The organism is Streptomyces sp. NPDC005402, assembly GCF_040606575.1.
GTDB lineage: Bacteria > Actinomycetota > Actinomycetes > Streptomycetales > Streptomycetaceae > Streptomyces.
This window is the reverse complement of record NZ_JBEXFB010000006.1, coordinates 374,230-389,724: the sequence shown is the minus strand read 5'-3', so window position 1 is coordinate 389,724 and position 15,495 is coordinate 374,230. Positions and strand designations below refer to the sequence as shown.

The window sequence follows — 15,495 nt, the reverse complement described above, 5'->3', positions numbered from 1 at the left end:
TCCGGTCGGACGTCTGGTTCGGTTCCAGACTCCCGGCGCAGGGGCCTTGGTTCGTCGGGCGGGAGGGCGAGTCGGGGACTACTGCCAGGGGTGGCCCGGGACGCGGACTACTCCCCGGGGAGTATCAGGACGGTGTCCGGGCCGCCACGAGCAGCCGCGTCACGTCGTCCGCGCAGATCGTCAAAGCCGTGCCCACGGTGCTGAGGACGTCCTGTTCCGCCGGGGTGTACGGGCCGTCCGCGAGGGCGATACGGGCCGCCTGGAGGAGGATCGACTCGCGGCCCGCCGGGGCGAGGTGGGGGGCGAGCGGGTCGAGGGCCTCGTGGAGCTCTATGGCGAGGCCGGCTCCGCAGGGGCGGTCGTAGACCCGGCCGGTGTCCTCGGCGAGGGCCTCGACCAGGGCCTCCAGCTGATCCTCCGTGCAGTCCTCGAAGCCCGCCGCGCGAACCGTGGCGGCCGCGGTCTCCAGGGCGGTGCGCGAGCAGGTGCCGCCCGCGGCCAGGACCGCGAGCGCGACCGTGTGGACGGCGTCGCGGAGCATCGCCGAGAAACGGTTCGTGGTCGGGTGGTCCAGGACGTCCGTGCCGAAGTGGCGTCGGCAGGCCGCGCATTCCACCACCGGGCCGGTGTCGCCGCGCGGCAGGACGGGGACGCCGAGCAGCGTGAAGCGGCGACGGCCCGTCAGACGCTGGAAGTTGCGGTCACCACCGCACCCGGGGCAGAAGAACTCGCCGTCGCCGACGGTCGTCCACGCGGTACGGGTGCCCAGGAGGCGCGCAGGCCTGGCAGCACGGTCGTTTCGTCCCGGTCCTGGGAGCACGTCGCACCTCCGTAACGCCGCGGCAACATCGCCGCGCTTGCGTGATGTTAGCCACATCAGCGCGGCGGAGTCAGCACCCCTGACGAGACCTGCTCGTGACCTACACGCACCGATGGCCGATAAACGACGGGGCCTTGATCGCCGTATACAGCGACCAAGGCCCCGAAACCACCGGTCAGAGGGATTATCGAGCGGCCCGGTTGACCGCCGAGACGACCGCCTTCAGCGACGCACGCGTCGTGTTCGCGTCGATCCCGATTCCCCACAGAACCTTGCCGTCGATCGCGCATTCGATGTAGGAGGCGGCCTGTGCGGAGGCGCCCTCGCTCATCGTGTGCTCCTGGTAGTCCAGCAGCCGGGCGTCGATGCCGACCTTGGCCAGCGCGTCGAAGAAGGCCGAGATCGGTCCGTTGCCGCTGCCGGTGAGGACCGTGTCCTCGCCGTCGACCGTCGCCTCGACCCGCAGCGTGTCCACGCCGTCGGTGTCCGTCGTCGACTGGCCGTTCCTGACCTGGATACGGCCCCACGGGTTCTCGGGGTTGGGCAGGTACTCGTCCTGGAAGGTCGCCCAGATGTCGGAGCCGGTGACCTCGCCGCCCTCGGCGTCCGTCTTGGCCTGGATGAGCTTGGAGAACTCGATCTGCATCCGGCGGGGCAGGTCCAGCTTGTGGTCGTTCTTCAGGACGTACGCGATACCGCCCTTGCCGGACTGCGAGTTGACCCGGATGACGGCCTCGTAGGAGCGGCCGACGTCCTTGGGGTCGATCGGCAGGTACGGGACCGCCCACTCGATGTCGTCGACGGTGACGCCCTTGGCGGCCGCGTCGGCCTCCATGGCGTCGAAGCCCTTCTTGATGGCGTCCTGGTGGGAGCCGGAGAAGGACGTGTAGACCAGGTCGCCCACGTACGGGTGGCGCGGGTGGACCTCCATCTGGTTGCAGTACTCCCACGTACGACGGATCTCGTCGATGTCGGAGAAGTCGATCTGCGGGTCGACGCCCTGCGAGAACAGGTTCATGCCCAGGGTGACCAGGTCGACGTTGCCGGTGCGCTCGCCCTGTCCGAACAGACAGCCCTCGACGCGGTCGGCGCCGGCCATCAGCGCCAGCTCGGCGGCGGCGACGGCCGTACCGCGGTCGTTGTGCGGGTGGATCGAGATGCACACGTGCTCGCGGCGGGAGAGGTTGCGGTGCATCCACTCGAAGCGGTCCGCGTGCGTCGAGGGGGTCGAACGCTCCACCGTGGCGGGCAGGTTGAGGATGATCTCGCGGCCCGGACCGGGCTGGTAGACGTCCATCACCGCTTCGCAGACCTCCAGCGCGAAGTCCAGCTCGGTGTCGGTGAAGATCTCCGGCGAGTACTGGTAGCCGAACTCCGTCTCCGGGCCCAGCAGCTTCTCGGCGTACTCCATCACCAGGCGCGTGCCGTCGACGGCGATCTGCTTGATGTCGTCCTTCGAGCCGCGGAAGACGACCCGGCGGAAGACGGGCGCGGTGGCGTTGTACAGGTGGACGGTCGCGCGCTTGGCGCCCTTCAGGGACTCCACGGTCCGCTCGATCAGGTCCTCGCGGGCCTGGGTCAGTACGGAGATCGTGACGTCGTCCGGGATCGCCCCCGGCTCCTCGACGATCGACCGTACGAAATCGAAGTCCGTCTGGCCCGACGCCGGGAAACCGACCTCGATCTCCTTGTAGCCCATCTTGACCAGCTGGTCGAACATCCGGCGCTTGCGCTCGGGCGACATCGGGTCGATCAGGGCCTGGTTGCCGTCACGCAGGTCGGTGGAGAGCCAGCGGGGGGCGACGGTGATCCGCTTGTTCGGCCAGGTGCGGTCCGGAATGTCGACCTGCTCGTACTGGCCGTACTTGTGGATCGGCATGGTGCTGGGCTGCTGGCGGTTCGCCATGATTGCGGGGCTCCTCAGGATGTCCGGGAAGGACGGCCGACACGCAACGCGAAGCTCCGCGGGGAGGGAGTCGACCTGGACTACAGGCCCTCGCCGCGGCAGCTAAGAAGAAGCAGCCCGAAACGCATGATGCGCAGAATGCTAGCGGAGCCGCTCTCCGTGCGGGGCGCCGTATCAGTATGCGGGATCAGGGGAGCGAAAGGGACAAAAAGTGCGCCATACCACTTCGTCACGGAGCGTGGGCTTCCCTGTCCGTATATTTCACCAATCATGGTTGCACCTAGTGACAAGCACATAACGCAGTGCAAGGGTGCCGGACATGACGACAAACGGGGGCTTCGAGCCCGTCTTCTGCACCGTCGTACCACCACACGTCCTCGACAAGCTCGCCCGCAACGAGGACCCCGCCGTCTCCGGCCCCGCGCGGCAGACGCTGATGCGCGACAGCGAGCTGCGCGGCAGGCGAAGGGTGACCACCGAGTTCTCCCTCGCCGCGGCGCCGCAGACCAAGGCACCGTCGGACCAGCCGCTGCGGACCGTCTACGACGCCGGGCACAAGAGCGACCTGCCGGGCAGGAAGGTCCGCGCCGAGGGCTCGGAGCCCGGCCGGGACGCCACCGTCAACCGCGCCTACGCCGGTCTCGGCGCCACCTTCGACCTCTACCTGAAGGCCTACACCCGCCACTCGATCGACGGCGACGGCCTCCCGCTCGACGCCACCGTCCACTTCGACGAGAACTACAACAACGCCTTCTGGAACGGCGAGCAGATGGTGTTCGGCGACGGCGACGGCGAGATCTTCCTCGACTTCACCATCCCGATCGACGTCATCGGCCACGAACTCACCCACGGCGTCACGCAGTACACGGCGAACCTCACGTACTACGGCCAGCCGGGCGCCCTCAACGAGTCGATGTCCGACGTCTTCGGCTCGCTCATCAAGCAGTACACGCTCGGCCAGACCGCCGCCGAGGCCGACTGGCTGATCGGCGCGGGCCTGCTCGCACCCAGCGTCTCCGGCACGGCGCTGCGCTCGATGAAGGAGCCGGGCAGCGCGTACGACGACGACGTGCTCGGCAAGGACCCGCAGCCCGCGACCATGGACGACTACGTCCGCACCGGCCGCGACAACGGCGGAGTGCACATCAACTCCGGCATCCCCAACCACGCGTTCTACCTGGCCGCGACCGCGCTCGGCGGCCACGCCTGGGAACGCGCGGGCCAGATCTGGTACGACGTCCTCACCGGCGGCGAGCTCTCCGACCGCGCCCTGTTCAACGACTTCGCGGGGCTCACCGTCAAGGCCGCGCGCGAACGCTTCGGTGACGGCGGCGACGAGTTCCAGGCCGTGTCGAAGGCCTGGGAGCAGGTCGGGGTGCGAATCCTGTGAGTCCGTACTAGACAAGGACCCATGCGTATTCAGGTGCGGCGCACGGGCGGGTTCGCGGGCATCGAGCGGCACAAGGAGGTCGACACCTCCGGGTGGCCCGATGCCCACGAATGGCAGGCCCTGGCCGAGAAGGCGGTCACGGCCGGCCGGAGCACCCCGCCGATCGGGGTTCCGGACGGTTTCAGCTACGAGATCACCGTGGACGGCAGGACGGTGTACGCGGCCGATCCCCGGCTGACGGAGGAGCAGCGGAAGCTGATCTCGAAGGTGCTCAAAGAGGGCGCGTAACTCGTAGTTCACGCCTGCCCGTTGACTTCCCTACCCGCCGGTACCGATGATCCGGCGCATGGCGACTCAAGAGCATCCGATCCCCCAGTTCCCGGCCGGCTTCCTGTGGGGCGTCTCGACCTCGGCCCATCAGATCGAGGGCGCGGCGGACGAGCGCGAGCGGTCCGTGTGGGACACCTTCACGGCCGAACCGGGACGGGTGAAGGACGGCTCGACGGCTGCGGTGGCCTGCGACCACTACCACCGCTACCGCGAGGACGTCACCCTCCTGTCCGGCCTGGGCGTGGACGCGTACCGCTTCTCGATCTCCTGGCCACGGGTGCGCGCCGAGGGCGGCCTCGACTTCTACGACCGTCTCGTGGACGAACTCGTCGCGGCGGGCGTCCGTCCGGTCCCGACCCTGTTCCACTGGGACCTGCCGGAGTCCCTCCAGGAGGAGGGCGGCTGGCTGGAGCGGGACACCGCGTCCCGGTTCGCCGAGTACGTGTCCCTCGTGGCCGACCGTCTCGGCGACCGCGTCAAGAAGTGGATCACCATCAACGAGCCCGCCGAACACACCCTGTTCGGCCACGCGCTCGGCGCCCACGCCCCGGGCAAGCAGCTGATGTTCGACGCGCTGCCCGCCGCCCACCACCAGCTCCTCGGCCACGGTCTGGCCGTACAGGCACTGCGCGCGGCCGGCGCCACGGACATCGGCATCGCCAACTCGCACGGCCCGACCTGGCCCGCCTCCCAGGAACAACCGGACCTGGAGGCGGCGGACTTCTACGACCTGCTCCTGAACCGCCTGTTCGCCGAACCGGTCCTCCTGGGCGAATACCCCTCAGGCCTGGGCGACTTGATGCCGGGAGACGTCGCCGCCGACCTCAAGGTCATCAGCGAACCGCTCGACTTCTACGGGGTCAACTACTACGCCCCCACCCGCGTCGGCGCCCCACAGGGCCAGGACATCGAGTTCGGCGGACTGACGATCCCCGCCGAACTCCCCTTCTCCGTCCAGGAGATCGAGAACGTCCCGGTGACGGACTTCGGCTGGCCGGTGGTCCCCGAGGGGCTCACCGAACTCCTCACCGCCTTCCACGAGCGCTACGGCGACCGGCTCCCGCCCGTGGTCATCACCGAGAACGGCTGCTCCTACGAGGGCGTCGACGACCAGAACCGGATCGCCTATCTGGACGGCCACGTCCGCGCCCTGCACCACGCGGTCGCGGCCGGGGTGGACGTGCGCGGGTACTTCGTGTGGTCGCTGATGGACAACTTCGAGTGGGCGGAGGGGTACGCGCGCAGGTTCGGACTGGTGCACGTCGACTTCGAGACGCTGGCCAGGACCCCGAAGGCGTCGTACGACTGGTACCGGGCCCTGCTCCGGGCCCAGAGGTGAGCACGGCCCTCGCGGAACCGGTCGACCGGGTCGGCAAGGGCTGGACCGCCTCCCTGTCGCTCGCCAACGTGGCGATCTGGGTGGGCTGGTACGGCCCGCTGCAGATCCTGCTGGCCCGGCAGGCGGAGGACTTCGCGCCCGGCACCGGCATGTCGAAGGAGACGCTGCTGGCGTGGGTGACCGGGGTGGGCGCGGTGGTGTCCCTGGCGACGAACCCGGTCTTCGGCGCACTGTCGGACCGCACCGCGGCCCGCTGGGGCCGCCGCAGCCCGTGGATCGTGGCCGGTGCGGCGGGCGGCGCGCTGTCGCTGCTGGTGCTCGCCGGGGCGAGCGGGCTGTGGGTCATGACGCTCGGCTGGTGTCTGGTCCAGCTCACCCTGAACGCGGCCTTCGCGGCGGTCACGGCGGCCGTCCCGGACCGGGTGCCACGGCTCCAGCGGGGCGCGGTGGGGGGCTGGATCGGGGCGGCGCAGATCCTCGGCGCGGTCGTCGGCACCGGCCTCGCGACCGCGGCGGGCGGGATCGCGGCGGGCTATGCGGCGTGCGCGGTGTTCACGCTGGCGGGCGTGCTGCCGTACGTGCTCCGCCACCGGGATCTCCGGCTGGCGCTCGCGGATCGCCCGGCCTGGTCCTGGCGGTCGTTCGCGCGCGGCTTCTGGCTGAGTCCCCGCCGCCACCCGGACTTCGCCTGGGCCTGGCTGACCCGCTTCCTGATCAACCTCAGCAACGCGCTGGTGATCCTCTACCTCCTCTACTACCTGCGCGACCGCCTGCACCACGACGATCCCGAACAGGGCGTCCTGATCCTCACCGCGGTGGACAGCGTGGCGCTGCTGGCCACGGTCGTGGTGGGCGGCGTCTGGTCGGACCGGGTGGGCCGCCGCAAGCCGTTCGTGCGCTGGTCCGGGGTGCTGATGGCGATCGCCACGGCCCTGCTCGCCGTGTGGCAGACCTGGCCGAGCGCGATCGTCGTGGCGGCGCTGCTGGGGGTCGGGCTCGGGGTCTTCATGTCGGTCGACTTCGCGTTGATGACGGACGTCCTGCCGAAGGCGGTGGACCGGGGCAAGGACCTGGGCGTCATCAATGTCGCGAACGCCCTGCCCCAGGTGGCCGCCCCCGCGTTGGCGGCCCCGATCGTCACGCACCTAGGGGGGTACCGGGTCCTGTACGGGCTGGCGGCGGTGCTGGGTTTGGCGGGGGCGATACTGGTCGGCCGTATAAGAAACGTCGACTAGACCTACCCAGGGGCGCGGCGAACTGCGCGACAAGCCCCCACCGGCCCGCAGACGACGACCGACCTTTTTTCAGAGCGCTCCGGCCTCCCGAGCCGCATAAACCGACGGATACACCGGCCGGTACCCCAGCTCCCGCCGAATCCGCTCCGTGGACGTGATCACCAGCCACGGATCAGGATCGACCCGCTCGTACAGCTCCGCCGGAATCTCCACCCCGTTGAGCTGGTGCAGCTCCACCGCCGTCACGGGCGCGTCGTCGGCGATGTTGTACACCCGCCCCGCGATCCCCGGCGCGTGCAGGATCCGCAGCAACCCCTGGGCGACATCCACATGGTGCCCCATCTGCAGCCGCTGGTTCGCCGCCCAGCTCTTCGCCCACATCAGGGACTGCGCGAGATGCGGGTCCCCCTCGCCGTAGACGAAGGGAAGCCGCCCGACGCGCACGTCGAGCCCCTCCATGGCCAGCAGCCGCCGCTCGGCCTCCGCCTTGGACTCGGGGTAGGCACCCCACATCGCCCCGCCGGGCCGGCTCTCGTCGTCCTCGGTGAGCGGCCGACCGCGCCCGGTGCCGTACACAAGACCGGTGCTGACCTGCACGAACCGTCGAACGCCGGAGGCCGCCGCGGCACGGCCCAGTTCCACCGCCGCATCGCGGTTCACGGCCCACGCCTCCTCGTCCGGCACTCCCCGGAAGGCCGCGGCGACGTTCACGACGGCGTCCGCCCCGGCGACGGCCTTGCCGAGCGCCTCGCTGTCCCGCAGATCTCCTACGACGACCTCGGCGCCGAGCTCCGCGAAGGGTTCGCCGCGCGAGGCGTCCCGTACGAGAACCCGCACCCTCTCCCCCGGCCGGGACTGCGCCAGCAGCCTCGGTACGAAGCGCCGGCCGACCTGTCCCGTCGTACCCGTCACCAATGTCAGCATGTTCTGCTCCTCTCGTCCGGACCAGCGTGGGACGGCCGCGCTCGCACCGGGAGAGACCTCTTGATCAGGGGATCGACAGTCCCTGGATAAGCCGGCCGGGGTGCCGCACGCTGGAGAGGTGAACCGAGCCGAACTCGCCGACTTCCTGCGCCGCGGCCGCGCCCGCCTGAACCCCTCCGACGTGGGCCTGACGCCGGGCGCCCGACGCCGTACGCCCGGGCTGCGCCGCGAGGAGGTGGCCCAGTTGGCCGGGATGTCGGTGGACTACTACACGCGGCTGGAGCAGTCCCGGGGTCCCCGTCCCTCCCGGCAGATGCTGACCGCGCTGGCCCGCGCGCTGCGCCTGACCGACGTGGAGCAGGACCACCTGTTCCACCTGGTCGGCGAGGAGCCCCCGCGGCGCGAGACGGCGTCGGCGCATGTCCGCCCGGGGCTGCTGCTGATCCTGGACCGGCTGCACGACACCCCGGCGCAGGTGGTCAACGACTACGGCGAGGTGCTGGCGCAGAACGCGATGGCGAAGGCGCTGGTCGGCGACGCGATGTCCCGCCCGCGCCGCGAACGCAACCTGACCCGGCGCTTCTTCCTGGACCCGACCGCCCGCACGCTCTTCCCCGAGGAGGACCTAGCGGACCACGCGCGCACCCAGGTGGCCACCCTGCGCGCGGTGACCGCGGCCCGCCCCGACGATCCGGAACCGACCGCCCTGGTCGCCGAACTCCGGGCGGCCAGCGAGGAGTTCGCGCGCCTGTGGGACGAGCACGAGGTGTCCCAGCGCAACAGGGCGACGAAACGCTTCGTACACCCGGTGGTGGGCCTGCTGGAACTCGACTGCGAGGTCATGGTCAGCCACGAGCACCACCACCTCCTGGTCGTCCACACGGCCCGCCCGGGGACGGAGGCGTACGAACGACTGCAACTGCTGAGAGTGCTGGGCTTGCAGGACATGTCCCCGCAGGGGGCGATCCCCCAGGCCCCCAGGCCCCGCTAGAACCCCAGCTTCCGCAACTGCCGGGGATCGCGCTGCCAGTCCTTCGCCACCTTCACGTGGAGGTCCAGGAAGACCGGTGTCCCCAGGAGCGCCTCGATCTGCTTGCGGCTCTTGATGCCGACCTCCTTCAGGCGCTTGCCCTTGGGGCCGATGATGATGCCCTTCTGGCTGGGGCGCTCGATGTAGACGAAGGCGTGGATGTCGAGGAGGGGCTTGTCGGCGGGGCGGTCCTCGCGGGGCAGCATCTCCTCGACGACCACCGCGATGGAGTGCGGGAGTTCGTCGCGGACGCCCTCCAGCGCGGCCTCGCGGATCAGCTCGGCGATCATGACCTGCTCGGGCTCGTCCGTGAGGTCGCCCTCGGGGTAGAGCGCCGGCCCCTCCGGAAGGAGCGGGACGATCAGGTCGGCCAGCAGACCCACCTGCTTGTCACCGACCGCCGAGACGGGCACGATCTCCGCCCACTCGAAGCCCAGCTCCTTGCCCAGCTGGTCGATCGCGATGAGCTGCTCGGCGAGGGTCTTGGAGTCCACGAGGTCGGTCTTCGTGACGATCGCGATCTTCGGCGTCTTCTTGATCGACGCGAGTTCCTTGGCGATGAAGCGGTCACCGGGGCCGAGCTTCTCGTTCGCGGGCAGGCAGAAGCCGATCACGTCGACCTCGGCCCAGGTGGTGCGTACGACGTCGTTCAGCCGCTGGCCGAGCAGCGTGCGCGGCTTGTGCAGCCCGGGGGTGTCGACCAGGATCAGCTGGGCGTCGGGCCGGTGCACGATCCCCCGTACCGTGTGCCGCGTCGTCTGCGGCTGATCCGCCGTGATGGCGACCTTCTGGCCGACCAGAGCGTTCGTGAGGGTGGACTTGCCCGCGTTGGGGCGGCCCACGAAGCAGGCGAAGCCGGCGCGGTGGGGGGCCTCCGACGATGCCGACGGCTCGGATGACTGACTGCGAACGCTCATGCGCCCCATTCTCCCTGATCCACAGAGCCCCGCCGCACAGGCGCCCGAGTACCCCCGTTCCGGTGAGCTTCCAGAAACCTCCACGCAACGAAACATCACGGAAACACCGACGTACTCAACCGGAAACGCACGCCGGTGAACCTCTGACGAGCCCCGACACCGTTGGAGACGACCGTGACCCTCGCCGCCGCACAAGCCGCAGAGATCGACACCGGTGACACCGCCTGGCTGCTCGCCGCCACCGCCCTCGTCCTGCTGATGACCCCGGGGCTCGCCCTGTTCTACGGCGGCATGGTCCGCACGAAGAGCGTCCTCAACATGCTGATGATGAGCTTCGTGTCGATCGCCCTGGTCACGGTGGTCTGGCTGACCGCCGGATACTCACTGGCCTTCGGGGACGACATCGGCTCCGGGCTCATCGGCGGCCTGGACCATGCCGGCATGAGCGGCCTCGGCCCGGACAGCGTCCACGGCACCGTCCCCACCCTCCTCTTCGCCACCTTCCAGCTCACCTTCGCGATCATCACGGCCGCGCTGATCAGCGGCGCGATCGCGGACCGGGCGAAGTTCGGGGCCTGGCTGGTGTTCGTCCCGGTCTGGGCGCTCCTCGTATACGTTCCCGTCGCCCACTGGGTGTGGGGCCCGGGTGGCTGGGTCCTGGACAAGCTCGGCGCGCTCGACTTCGCGGGCGGTCTGCCCGTCGAGATCACCTCCGGGGCCTCCGGTCTCGCCCTCGCGCTCGTCCTCGGCCCGCGGTTGGGCTTCAAGAAGGACGCCATGCGCCCGCACAACCTCCCCATGGTCGTCCTGGGCGCGGGCCTGCTCTGGTTCGGCTGGTTCGGCTTCAACGCGGGCTCCGCCCTCGGCGCCAACGGCCTCGCGGCCGCCGCCTTCCTCAACACCCTCGCCGCCGGCTGCACCGGCCTGCTCGGCTGGCTCTTCGTCGAGCAGAAGCGCGACGGCCACCCGACCACCCTGGGCGCGGCCTCCGGCGCGGTCGCGGGGCTGGTGGCGATCACCCCGTCCTGCGGCTCGGTCTCCCTCCTCGGCGCGCTCGTCGTCGGCCTCGCCGCCGGTGTCGTCTGCTCGTACGCGGTGGGCTGGAAGTTCAAGCTGAACTACGACGACTCGCTGGACGTCGTCGGCGTCCACCTGGTCGGCGGAGTCATCGGCACGCTCCTGATCGGGGTCTTCGCGGAGAAGGCGATGACCGGGGGCACCGAGGGCCTCCTGTACGGCGGCGGGCTGACCCAGCTCGGCAAGCAGCTGGTGGCCGTGATCGCCGTAGGGTCGTACGCCTTCCTGGTGACGTACGGCATCGGGAAGCTGGTCGACAAGGTGATGGGCTTCCGCGCCGACGAGGAGCACGAGCACACCGGCCTGGACCTTACGGTGCACGCCGAGACGGCATACGATCACGGCGTCCTGGGCCACGGCGCCCCGGTCAGCGCGTCCTCCGTCCCCTCCGCCCAGAAGGTCAAGACCCAGGCATGAAGCTCATCACCGCGATCGTCAAGCCGTACCGCCTCGACGAGGTCAAGACCGCGCTCCAGGAGATCGGCGTGCACGGTCTGACCGTGACCGAGGCCAGCGGGTACGGCCGTCAGCGCGGCCACACCGAGGTGTACCGCGGCGCCGAGTACCAGGTCGACCTGGTCCCCAAGGTCCGCATCGAGGTCGTCGTCGACGACGCCGACTCGGACGCGGTCATCGACGCCATCGTCAAGGCCGCCCACACGGGCAAGATCGGCGACGGCAAGGTGTGGGCGCTGCCGGTCGAGACGGTGGTGAGGGTGAGAACGGGCGAACGAGGTCCCGACGCACTTTAGAAGAGGCAGCCCGAGGGGCGCGCGCCTTCAGGGGCGCGGGGCTGTGTTCAATGTGCGGCTCCGCCGCGCGGGCGCGACAAGCCCCCACCGGCCCGCAGCCGCAATCGAACCCACAGCCCCCCTCCCACGGCACCCGACAAGAACAGCACCACCGCAACCAACCACGGCAGCGCAAAGAAGCTCGCGCTCGCCGACTCGCGCGTGTCCTTCGCACTCGCCGTCAACTTCACGTCCCCCCAGTCGAGTTGCGGCGACCCGCGCCACGGCTCGCTCAGCCGTACCCGTTGCCCGGGCAGCAACTCACCGGGAATCTTCACGAGGTCCCGCGCCAGCAACGTCCGCCCGAACAACCCCGTCGCCCGCAGCTCCACCTTCGGGTTCAGGGTGACGTTGCCGGTGTTGCGCAGGGTGTACGAGATCGTCGCACCGCTGTCCCCCAACCCCGGTACCAACGGCTGGTGATGGCTGACGCGGACGTCCTCGACGGCGATCGCCGGCACGGTCGGTCCGCCCACCCGCAGATAGATCCGCGCGGCGACGGCCCGCTGCACGCCGAGCGCCACGGTCCCGTCGCCCTTGTCGACCCGTTCGTCCAGCGCCACCAACGCGCCGGGATGGTCGCCCGGTTCGGCACCCTCGGGCACCGACAGCGTGAACGGCACGGTGACCTTGCCGTGCGCGGGGACGGTCACCCGGGGCTTCGCGGGCTTCGCCCAGGCGCCCACCCCGCGCTGCTTCTCCGCGACCGTGCGCACGGCGAAACCGCCGTCGCGGGCGGTGTTGTAGGCGTCGGCGGCGTAGAGGCGGAAGGTCAGCGGCTCACCGGTCTTGTTGCTGACGACCACCTTGTCGTCGATGCTCTGCCCGGGCTCGGCGGAGAGATAGAAGTAGGGTCGCGCGGCGACCTGAGAGGCGGCGGGATACACGGACCAGCTGCCGTTGTCGGCGGCGTACGCGGGCGCGGCGGTCGTGACCACGAACAGGCTCAGCAGAAGGACGTACAGCTTGCGCATGGGTGCGGACCCCCACGGGTGCGAGAAGGACGGGCGGGTGCGGGCGCCCGTACGGTCAGCTGAGCGTGAGGGTGAGAACGCCGGAGTACGTGCCCACCGGTGTGAACGCCGGGACGTTCAGGGAGAGTCCGGCATCCACGGTGAACTCACCGCCGGTGAGAGCGGAGTTGGGCGTGGACGCGAGAGTCGCTCCCGAGGATCCGACCGTGCCGGCGGAACCGGCCTGGCAGGTGCTCGGGCTGCCCGCCTTGGTGGCGCAGGCAGGGCTCCAGCTCAGCGCACCGGCGTCGATCTTGGCGCCGGGCCCGGTGAGGTCGGTGACCTTGCCGGTGAGGGACCAGCCGGCCGGACCACCGCGGAAGTCCTTGACCGTCACCTGGTTCAGGTTGCCGGTCGAGGCCCCGCCCTTGCCGTAGTCCACCGCCGAGAGGCTGACGGAGTCCCCGGCCTGGGACATGGACAGGGTGCCCGCCTTCACGGTGGTGGTGAGCTTCTGGCTGCCGGCCGGGACGGGCGTGTCGTCGATGACGACGTACGCCTTGGGCCCCGCCCCCTTGGCATCGCTCCACGCGCCGCCCTCGTACGCCACGACACCGGTCGTCGTCTTGTCGTTGACGACGAGCGAGCCGCTGAACGCGCCCGAGGAGTTGACGGTGACGGTGGCGGTGTCCGCGGTCTGGGCGGCACCGGCCCGCCCGGCCAGGGTGACCGTCGCGCCCGGGGTGAACTTGCTGCCGGTGACGGTGACGCTGTCGCCGGGCTTCCCGGAGGCCGAACCCAGCGCGATGTCCCGCTCGTTGACGGGGTTCGCGTCCGTCGCGGTGACCGTCTCGGAGACCGGGGCGGGCGGGGTGATCACCGTGCAGGGCGTGTCCAGTTCGAGGATGTAGCTGGTGTGGATGTTGTAGTCGCCGGGCGAGAGCGTGATCGCGCCGGGTGAGGTGACCTTGAAGGTGCCGGTCATCGAGAACGACGGGAAGGCGCCGTTGCCCGGCACCGGGTCGTTCTTCTTGGGGCCCGCGACCGTCACGGCACCGCTCTGGGCGCCGCCGAGGGTGACCTTGCCGGTCGGCGTCATGATGTCGGCCGGCAGTGCGATGGCCGTGGGGTTGCTGGCGGCCGGTTTGACCACCGTGTAGGTCACGGTGACGGTGTCGCCCACCTTGGGGCTGGTGTTGTCCACCGCGATGCTTGCCGTGGTGGTGCCGTCGATCGGCGGGATGCCCGCGACCGCCGGTGGGATGCAGTGCGTGGCGAAGTCCACGTTGGTGGCGGCACCGGCCGGACAGGCCAGTGCGCCGCCCGCGGTGACCGCGAGCGCGGCCGCCCCGAGCAAGGACGCCAGACGGCGTCTTCGAGTCGTCGAACCCATGGATGTGCCCCCTCCGGAAGCTCCTGAAGTCCTGCGCCGACAGGGGGCATTGATGTGTGGATCGCGTGAGAAGTCAATGGAGTTGCCGCAGAAACCTGACGAGATGTCAGTTTCTGCGGCAACCGAGGGACTTGCCCGGAGGATCAGTCGAACACGAACGGACCCGGGGCCTGCGGACCGGTCGCCGTGCAGGTCACGGTGATCCCGAAGACGACGATCTGGAGTGAACCGCCGTACGACTCCAGACTGTCGCCGGGCGCCACCGTGCCGTCCAGCGGACCCACGGTGACGGGATCGCCGGCCGCGATGGCCGGGTTCTCGTTGCCGGTGAAGGTGGTGGTGCCGCCGTTCGCGTTCACGAAGGTGAGGGTCGAGGAGATCGAGTCCTCGGAGAGCGCGAGCGGAGCGTTGATCGCCGAGGTGACGGTGACGGTGGCGGCGGTGCCGTCCTGGGTGGCGGTGAGGGTGGCCTGACCGCTGCCGTAGATGCCGCAGTCCGCGTCGATGGTCGCGGTGTCCGGGGTGACGGCCAGGGCGGCGGGCGCGAACGCGAGAGCGGTGGCCGCGAGCGTGCCGACCGCCAGTGCCGCACCAGTGCCTATGCGCTTGCCTTTCATGGAATCCGGTTCCCTTCCCGTGGTGGGGGCTGCCATGTGGGGATGGACGGGGGGTGCGTTCCGACGGACGGCCGGCCTCTACGGGGCGTGGTGCGGGACGCCGCGAGCTGGAATCTGACGGTCCGTCGGAATCTCCGGTTCCATTGATGCGCGTGGGACGAGGCACGGCAAGCCGGAATTCCGGCCAAGTGTTACCGGGAGTATCAGCCGGCGGTCACGGTACTGCGCACAGTGCCGTCGACACCTGCCACCAGCACCGGGGTCTGCGGCCCGCCCAGATCCCGCACGGCGGCCAGGTCCTGGCCGGAGGCCGAATCGGCATCCGTCACCACCGCCGCCGCCTCCAGGGACTTCGCCCCGGACGCCACGGCCATGGCCACCGCCGTCTGCAACGCACTCAGCTTCAGGGACGCCAGCTCGACGGTCCCGGCCACATACGTCCGCCCGGTCTCGTCCCGTACGGCCGCCCCCTCGGGCACCCCGTTACGAGCCCGCGCCGAACGAGCCAGGGTGACGATCTTGCGGTTCTCGGGGTCAAGCGCACTGTTGTCGGTCATGACAGGAGCATACGAACCGGGACTGCCGGGACAGCGCCACGGGGGTACGCCGTCCTGAACACCCCGCCCACCCAGGAAGACCGACCGCCGCGACCGAGGACACCGCCCGCCGGGGGAGATGCCGGCCGTCACTGAAACCGCTGCCCGCCCCTGGGGGAAGGCCGAGACCGGAGCCACCGCCCGCGGAGGCCGCCCCGCTCTGGAACCGCTGCCCGA

Annotated in this window: 15 protein-coding genes; 7 read left to right on the top strand and 8 right to left on the bottom strand. The window is 70.2% G+C overall.

All coding sequences use genetic code 11. The features are described from left to right. Positions 1-124: 124 nt before the first annotated feature. Together ABZT02_RS14675 and leuA are read right to left on the bottom strand one after the other, a co-directional pair. Entirely contained in the window at positions 125-820 is a 696-nt protein-coding gene (locus tag ABZT02_RS14675) for a TerB family tellurite resistance protein (RefSeq protein ID WP_356017783.1), read from the bottom strand. 184 nt (positions 821-1,004) lie between these two features. Then, complete coding sequence (gene leuA / locus ABZT02_RS14670; protein WP_356017781.1) at positions 1,005-2,726, bottom strand: 2-isopropylmalate synthase; 1,722 nt, start codon at positions 2,724-2,726, stop codon at positions 1,005-1,007. Between the two features lie 319 nt (positions 2,727-3,045). On the opposite strand from leuA, the gene ABZT02_RS14665 reads away from it, so the two are divergent. From ABZT02_RS14665 to ABZT02_RS14650, 4 genes are read left to right on the top strand one after another with little or no spacing between them, the layout of a single operon-like run. Continuing rightward, a complete protein-coding gene (locus ABZT02_RS14665) occupies positions 3,046-4,116 on the top strand; it encodes a M4 family metallopeptidase (protein WP_356017778.1) in 1,071 nt (356 codons plus the stop codon). A gap of 21 nt (positions 4,117-4,137) precedes the next feature. After that, positions 4,138-4,404 (top strand): protealysin inhibitor emfourin, encoded by a 267-nt coding sequence (locus tag ABZT02_RS14660; RefSeq protein WP_356017776.1) that lies wholly within the window; start codon positions 4,138-4,140, stop codon positions 4,402-4,404. A gap of 58 nt (positions 4,405-4,462) precedes the next feature. Next, positions 4,463-5,785 carry a GH1 family beta-glucosidase gene (locus ABZT02_RS14655; protein ID WP_356017774.1) on the top strand — a complete coding sequence of 441 codons (1,323 nt, stop codon included), beginning with the start codon at positions 4,463-4,465 and terminating at the stop codon, positions 5,783-5,785. After that, positions 5,782-7,020, top strand: a complete 1,239-nt coding sequence (locus ABZT02_RS14650; RefSeq protein ID WP_356017772.1) for an MFS transporter — start codon at positions 5,782-5,784, stop codon at positions 7,018-7,020. Before ABZT02_RS14655 ends, ABZT02_RS14650 begins: the two co-directional genes overlap by 4 nt. Before the next feature lie 69 nt (positions 7,021-7,089). Here the strand turns inward: ABZT02_RS14650 and ABZT02_RS14645 are convergent, their stop codons facing one another. Continuing rightward, a complete protein-coding gene (locus ABZT02_RS14645) occupies positions 7,090-7,944 on the bottom strand; it encodes an NAD(P)-dependent oxidoreductase (protein ID WP_356017769.1) in 855 nt (284 codons plus the stop codon). Between the two features lie 118 nt (positions 7,945-8,062). Between ABZT02_RS14645 and ABZT02_RS14640 the strand changes: the two genes are divergently transcribed. Beyond that, the gene (locus ABZT02_RS14640) at positions 8,063-8,935 is read left to right on the top strand and encodes a helix-turn-helix transcriptional regulator (RefSeq protein ID WP_356017768.1); all 873 of its coding nucleotides are present in this window, start codon (positions 8,063-8,065) and stop codon (positions 8,933-8,935) included. Here the strand turns inward: ABZT02_RS14640 and era are convergent. Then, positions 8,932-9,891, bottom strand: coding sequence for a GTPase Era (gene era / locus ABZT02_RS14635; RefSeq protein ID WP_356017766.1), 960 nt, complete (start codon positions 9,889-9,891; stop codon positions 8,932-8,934). The two genes, ABZT02_RS14640 and era, sit on opposite strands and share 4 nt — an antisense overlap. Before the next feature lie 174 nt (positions 9,892-10,065). Here era and ABZT02_RS14630 point away from each other — a divergent pair, with 174 nt between their 5' ends. Then, positions 10,066-11,385 (top strand): ammonium transporter, encoded by a 1,320-nt coding sequence (locus ABZT02_RS14630; RefSeq protein ID WP_356017764.1) that lies wholly within the window; start codon positions 10,066-10,068, stop codon positions 11,383-11,385. After that, positions 11,382-11,720, top strand: a complete 339-nt coding sequence (locus ABZT02_RS14625) for a P-II family nitrogen regulator (protein WP_356017762.1) — start codon at positions 11,382-11,384, stop codon at positions 11,718-11,720. The genes ABZT02_RS14630 and ABZT02_RS14625 overlap by 4 nt, the downstream gene beginning before the upstream one ends. 47 nt (positions 11,721-11,767) lie before the next feature. Here ABZT02_RS14625 and ABZT02_RS14620 read toward each other — a convergent pair whose 3' ends face one another. From ABZT02_RS14620 to ABZT02_RS14605, 4 genes are all read right to left on the bottom strand, one after another. Further along, the gene (locus ABZT02_RS14620) at positions 11,768-12,733 is read right to left on the bottom strand and encodes a DUF916 domain-containing protein (protein ID WP_356017759.1); all 966 of its coding nucleotides are present in this window, start codon (positions 12,731-12,733) and stop codon (positions 11,768-11,770) included. A gap of 55 nt (positions 12,734-12,788) precedes the next feature. Next, positions 12,789-14,105 carry a beta-xylosidase gene (locus ABZT02_RS14615; protein ID WP_356017757.1) on the bottom strand — a complete coding sequence of 439 codons (1,317 nt, stop codon included), beginning with the start codon at positions 14,103-14,105 and terminating at the stop codon, positions 12,789-12,791. Between the two features lie 143 nt (positions 14,106-14,248). Continuing rightward, positions 14,249-14,722, bottom strand: coding sequence for a hypothetical protein (locus ABZT02_RS14610; protein ID WP_356017755.1), 474 nt, complete (start codon positions 14,720-14,722; stop codon positions 14,249-14,251). 203 nt (positions 14,723-14,925) lie between these two features. Next, positions 14,926-15,279 carry a cytidine deaminase gene (locus tag ABZT02_RS14605; protein WP_356017753.1) on the bottom strand — a complete coding sequence of 118 codons (354 nt, stop codon included), beginning with the start codon at positions 15,277-15,279 and terminating at the stop codon, positions 14,926-14,928. Between the last annotated feature and the right edge of the window lie 216 nt (positions 15,280-15,495).